The 5,887-nt window shown below is 36.8% G+C and carries 6 protein-coding genes and 1 pseudogene; 3 read left to right on the plus strand and 4 right to left on the minus strand.

What is annotated here, in order from left to right; translation table 11 throughout:
* The 4 genes from AC11ZT_RS12325 to qoxA form a co-directional block, all read right to left on the minus strand.
* Positions 1–122, minus strand: a 122-nt coding sequence (locus AC11ZT_RS12325; RefSeq protein WP_484059888.1) for a cytochrome C oxidase subunit IV family protein, incomplete at its 3' end; no start/stop codon positions are given.
* Between the two features lie 2 nt (positions 123–124).
* Positions 125–736 carry a cytochrome aa3 quinol oxidase subunit III gene (qoxC, locus tag AC11ZT_RS12330; protein ID WP_484059883.1) on the minus strand — a complete coding sequence of 204 codons (612 nt, stop codon included), beginning with the start codon at positions 734–736 and terminating at the stop codon, positions 125–127.
* 13 nt (positions 737–749) lie between these two features.
* On the minus strand, positions 750–2,681 hold the full coding sequence (gene qoxB / locus AC11ZT_RS12335; RefSeq protein ID WP_484059884.1) for a cytochrome aa3 quinol oxidase subunit I: 1,932 nt from the start codon (positions 2,679–2,681) through the stop codon (positions 750–752).
* Positions 2,682–2,708: 27 nt separating this feature from the next.
* The gene (qoxA, locus tag AC11ZT_RS12340; RefSeq protein ID WP_484059885.1) at positions 2,709–3,587 is read right to left on the minus strand and encodes a cytochrome aa3 quinol oxidase subunit II; all 879 of its coding nucleotides are present in this window, start codon (positions 3,585–3,587) and stop codon (positions 2,709–2,711) included.
* A gap of 469 nt (positions 3,588–4,056) precedes the next feature.
* Between qoxA and AC11ZT_RS12345 the strand changes: the two genes are divergently transcribed.
* From AC11ZT_RS12345 to AC11ZT_RS12355, 3 genes and pseudogenes are all read left to right on the plus strand, one after another.
* Positions 4,057–4,512, plus strand: a complete 456-nt coding sequence (locus tag AC11ZT_RS12345) for a hypothetical protein (RefSeq protein ID WP_484059886.1) — start codon at positions 4,057–4,059, stop codon at positions 4,510–4,512.
* Between the two features lie 190 nt (positions 4,513–4,702).
* On the plus strand, positions 4,703–5,383 hold the full coding sequence (locus tag AC11ZT_RS12350; protein WP_484059887.1) for a response regulator transcription factor: 681 nt from the start codon (positions 4,703–4,705) through the stop codon (positions 5,381–5,383).
* Positions 5,370–5,887 (plus strand): annotated as a pseudogene (locus AC11ZT_RS12355) (hypothetical protein); the annotation flags it as partial. The gene AC11ZT_RS12350 and the pseudogene AC11ZT_RS12355, both read left to right, overlap by 14 nt.

The raw sequence follows: 5,887 nt of genomic DNA on the forward strand, positions 1-5,887 counted from the left end.
GTAGCTAATGGAAGAGACGTATATAACGCCACGTACATAGCTCCAAATGTTAATACAAGGGAAAGAATAAAACCAAAAACGTGTTGCCAAGGAAAGCTATTATGCGTATTATGTTGTTCCATCGTTACGCCACCATCCCATTCAAGTAAACTAACGTGTAGATGAAGATCCAAACGACGTCAAGAAAGTGCCAGTATAAGCTGATAATGAACACTTTTCTTGCTGTAATAGGAGTTAAACCTCTTTGTACAAGTTGAATAATAACTCCGATAGCCCAGAATGTACCTAACGTTACGTGGGCACCATGTGTTCCGAGAAGAACGAAGAATCCAGATAGGAAACCACTCGTTTGCATGGTTGCTCCTAAATGTACATAGTGTACAAATTCATTAATTTCCATGTACAAGAACCCGCCGCCAAGAAGTAAAGTAAAGACTAACCAAGTTAATAGACCTTTTAAGCTACCTTTACGCATTTCATGTACAGCGATACCGCAAGTGAAACTACTCGTTAAAAGAAGGAGAGTTTCAATAACAACAGGTTGCAATTCAAAAAGTTTCATTGGCGTAGGGCCGTTACCAACACGACCAGCCAGTACTAGGTAAGAAGCGAAAAGTGTCGCAAACAGCACGATTTCCGCTCCTAGGAAGATCCAGAACCCTAGAATGTTCAAGCGGCCTTGAGCATCTTGATACTCTAGAGGGGCATTTTTATATTCTTCACTAATTGCTGCCATTATGCTTCACCTCTCATACTAGATTTTCTGTCTTTTTAATTTCTTCTACGCTCACATGGTAACCTTCATCATAGCTAAAGGAACGGATGTACATGCAAATGAATACGGCGATAAGACCAACAATTGCAAGAGGTATCCATTTGAAAACCATAGCGAATCCAGCGATGCCGAAGAAGACAGACATTATAATTGGTAGACCAGTGTTGTTTGGCATATGAATAGGTTTCAGATTCTCTACATCAATGTGAGATTCTCCTCTTTTCTTCATGTACCAAAATGCATCTAGTTCTTTGATTTCTGGAAGTGCAGCAAAGTTATAATGTTGAACAGGAGATTGTGTAGCCCATTCAAGTGTTCTACCACCCCATGGATCACCTGTTACATCACGTTCACCTTTTAATGCACTCCAAACGATGTTGTAACCTAAGATTGCAAATCCAGCTGCCATCATAAATGCTCCGACAGTAGCGATTTGGTTTAATCCAGTCCAGCCAAGGCTAGATGAGTATGTGTACATACGACGAGTCATTCCGTCTAAACCTAAGAAATACATTGGGAAGAAACAGATATTAAATCCAATCATCCATAACCAGAACGTCCATTTACCAAGACGTTCATTAAGCATATGACCGAACATTTTTGGGTACCAATAAATTAAGCCAGCAAACATCGCAAATACTGTACCTGCGATTAATACGTAGTGAAAATGCGCAACTAGGAAGTAGCTGTTATGATATTGATAGTCAGCTGCTGCCATTGCAAGCATAACCCCTGTTACCCCACCAATAACGAAGTTAGGAATAAATCCTAATGCCCAAAGCATCGGAGTTGTAAAGCGAATTCTTCCTTTGTATAGGGTGAGTAACCAGTTAAATATTTTAACCCCTGTTGGAATGGCAATTGCCATCGTCGAGATTGAGAAGAACGAGTTAGCAGCAGGACCAGCACCCATTGTAAAGAAGTGATGGAGCCATACAATCCCACTTAGTATGGAAATAGCAACCATTGAATAAATCATTGCTTTATAACCAAATAGACGTTTACGAGCAAATGTACTAAATATTTCTGAGAATATACCGAAAGCAGGAAGAATTACGATATATACTTCAGGATGTCCCCATACCCAGAATAAGTTTGCCCAAAGCATCGGCATACCATCGTTTGCCATCGTAAAGAAGGCTGTTCCAAAAGTACGGTCAATACTCATAAGAGCAAGAGCTACAGCTAATACTGGGAATGCAAACAGGATAATGATAGCTGTTATTAAAATAGACCATGTGAACATAGGCATTTTCATTAATGTCATGCCTTTTGTTCTCATTTTTAAAATCGTAACAAGGAAGTTAACCCCTGTCATTAACGTACCAATACCGGAAAGTTGTATAGCAATCGCGTAGTAGTTATTACCAACACCAGGGCTGAATTCTGTACCTGCAAGAGGCATATAAGAAGTCCAACCAGCATCAGGAGAACCACCAATTACGAATGCGATATTAAATAGCATGGCTCCGACAAAGAATAACCAGAAGCTAAGTGCATTTAAGAAAGGAAACGCAACGTCACGTGCTCCAATTTGAAGCGGAACGGCAATGTTCATTAATCCAAAAACGAAAGGCATCGCCATGAAAATAATCATAACTGTACCATGTGTTGTAAATATACCGTTATAGTGTTCTGCATTTAAATATGGTGTATCTGGGAATGTTAATTGAATACGCATCATCATTCCATCCATACCACCACGGAATAGCATAAGTACAGCTGAAATAATATACATTATACCGATTTTTTTATGGTCGACAGACGTTAACCATTCATCCCATAACCACTTCCATTTTTTGTACTTTGTCAGTACGAAAAGGATACCTAGTGTTACGAGAGCGATAGAAGCGTCGGCGCCGTATATAATCGGGTCACCTGTGACAAAAAATTGATCAAGCTTCACTATCTTCACTCCAATCTGTAGTATGCTCTATTTTTTATTTTTGTAGTAGTTGTAATCGCAATATTCAAGTGATTTCGGATCAACATATTTTAAGTGATTACTAGAATAAGACATACGACCTACTACGCCAGGTTCAATGATGCTATTATATTTGTCTTCGGAAAGCTTAGGAGCAGTTTTTTGTACATCTTTTACCCATTTTTGATAGTCATCCTTTGATTGAGAGACAACTTGGAACTCCATTGATGTAAAGTCTTTACCAGAAAAGTTAGCGCTACGTCCTAGATATTCGCCAGGATTATCAGCTTGTAAGTATAAGTCCATGACCATACCATTCATTGTGTACTTCATACCGCCAAGGTCTGGAATCCAGAAAGCATTCATTGGCCCTACAGAAGTAAGTTTGAATTTAATAGGTACACCCGCTGGAATGTTCACATAGTTAACGGTTTCAATATTTTCTTCCGGATAACTAAAAATCCATTTCCAGTTGGCTGATGTTACGTAAATTTCGACAGGTTTTACATTGCTGTCAGTATTTACAGGTGGTTTTTCTAACGCAAATGTTGTTTTTACAGTAGGAATAGCTAGTGCGATAACAATGATGATAGGAACTAGAGTCCAAATAAATTCAAGCATTTTATTTCCTTCTTGTTCCGGTGGTTCATAATCCATGTTATCTGGGCGTTCACGATACTTGATGACTACAATCGTAAACAAAGTGAAAACAACTACAATAATGATTAGCATTAATGCAATTGACCACATAATCAAGTTGTATTCGCTTCTTGCAACAGGACCTTGTGGATTCAGCACCGAGATATTTTGGCATCCCCCAAGGAACGACAAAATGAGTGATAGTGGAAGAAGCGAAGCAAGCTTCCAAAATGGTTTCTTTGGTTGCACGTTATAAAACTCCTTTCTCTTTTGAATTACACTTACCTAATTAAATAATATAGTCTTTTGCTAGTAAAGTTAGCAATAGATTGACGTATATTGTTGAAAATTAGACACAAATACATCTTTTTTACGTTGGAAAAGTATTTCAACGTATTTATATTGTAAACTATTTTTCTAGATTGTCGTTAGTTTTTTGCATATTTTTTTCTGTAACATTTTGTAAATAGGAAAATCCGTAATTGGATATATAAAATAAGACTGAAAAGTTGATAAATCAATAATGAAAATGCTTTCTATAAATAGAAAAATTAAGGATATTACACAAAGAATCCGTATGTTTTATTGTGCTTTTTAAGAGTAATAGAATGAATTATGTGTATTTTTATACTTTAATATACATTTAATATGGACATTTTCCCGACATATTTCTACTCTACAATAAGAATGAAACTACAAGAAATTAGGAGGATTTATTATGAATAAGAAGATTATCGTGCTCTCACTAGCTGGAGTTTTAGTTACAGGAGGACTATTTGGAGTTAGTAATGCGTTTGCTGCTCAAACAAATACACAAAGTAGTCAAGCAACTATTTCCGATCATTTGAAACAAGCCGCATCTCGTCTTGGAATTAATATCGATGGTAAAACTAAGAAAGAGGTTCGTAAGGAAGTTCGTCAAGCAACAAAAAGTAAAAAAGAGAAAAATCTTACTAGTGCTGCTGCGAAACTAGGGATTTCTACGGAAGGAAAAGATACGAAGGAAATTCGTAAAGAAGTGAAGGAAGCAGTCCAACAAAAACGCGTTGTTCACTTAAATGAGGTAGCGAAGAGTCTTGGTATTACGACTGATGGAAAATCTGTTGAGCAAATTAAAAAAGAAGTAAAAGACGCAAGAGCAGCAAAAAAACATTCAACACAACCACAAGCTTAATAATGTTTGTCACTATTAAATTCACATACTAAATAAGAAGGGGAGAATCGTTTCCCCTTCTTATTTAGTATGTATCGATTTTTTCCATTAATAATAGTATAAATGAGATAGTGTCAGCATTCATAAAGATAGGAAAGGGGTAATAGAACAAACTCCTTTTAAACTATGCGTGTAGGATAGGTGTGAAAAAATGAAGAAAGTACTAATTGTCGAGGATGAAGTAGCGATTGCAAAGGTATTAAGTGCGTATTTACGAAAAGATGGATTTGAGGTGCTGCTTGCACAAGATGGAAATCATGCTTTAGATGTGTTTCAAGCGAGTAAGCCTGCACTAGTTATTCTTGATGTTATGCTCCCTGGTCGAAATGGATGGGAGGTTCTCTCTTATATAAGAAAGACAAGCTCTTGTCCAGTAATTATGTTAACGGCATTAGGACAGACGAGTGATAAATTAAAAGGATTTTCATCAGGAGCAGATGATTATATTTCTAAACCTTTTGCACCAGAAGAAGTGGTAGCACGTGTAAATGCAATCTTACGACGTTCATCATCTCTTGTAGAGAAGAATAGTGTATATTTTGGCGGACTCAAAATTGATTTTAGTGGTTCTGCTGTTTATCTACATGGAAATATCGTAGAGTTAGCACCTAGAGATTTAGCTTTGTTGTTTTATTTAGCAGAATATCCTAATCAAACCTTTACAAGAGATCAACTTCTCGATCAAGTATGGGGTATGAATTATGAGGGGAGTGACCGGGCAGTTGATTTGTCGATTAAACGAGTGCGGCAAGTTCTAAAGGAATGGAGCGCAGAAGAAGGAGAAATTAAAACATTACGAGGAGTGGGGTATCAACTTTGTGTCTATGAATAAAAAAGTACCTTTATTACAATATTGGACAAGACGATATGTAATTATATTATTTACAAGCTTATTAGTGGTAGGGGTTCTATCCGGTGTATGGATAAATCGTTCAACCAAGGAAAATCGTTTGAAAATTATTGAGGTTTATGCACAAAGCATAGCGGAAAAAATTGCTCCGTTTCTAAATGATCGAAATTCAGCCACTATTAATAAGCTGGTTCGGCAAAGAGAAAAAAACTTTTTTGAGAAGAAAACAATTGTGAAGAATACTGATTTACACTTTCGCATCGTTAATGAAAATGGTGACCTTCTATTTGAACATAATTCCTTCTCAGACACTGTACCTATTCTACCTACATCTACGGAGCAACAAACCCAAAAGTGGCAAGATAATAAAGGAAAAACATGGTATGAAATAGCAACCCCAATTATACAGGACGATAAAGCATTCGGTGTACTTTATGTTATCGTGCCAGATCAAGCTCTTTTTGGAAAAACAGATATCACTAAATA

The sequence above is a fragment of the Ectobacillus sp. genome (assembly GCF_056992975.1).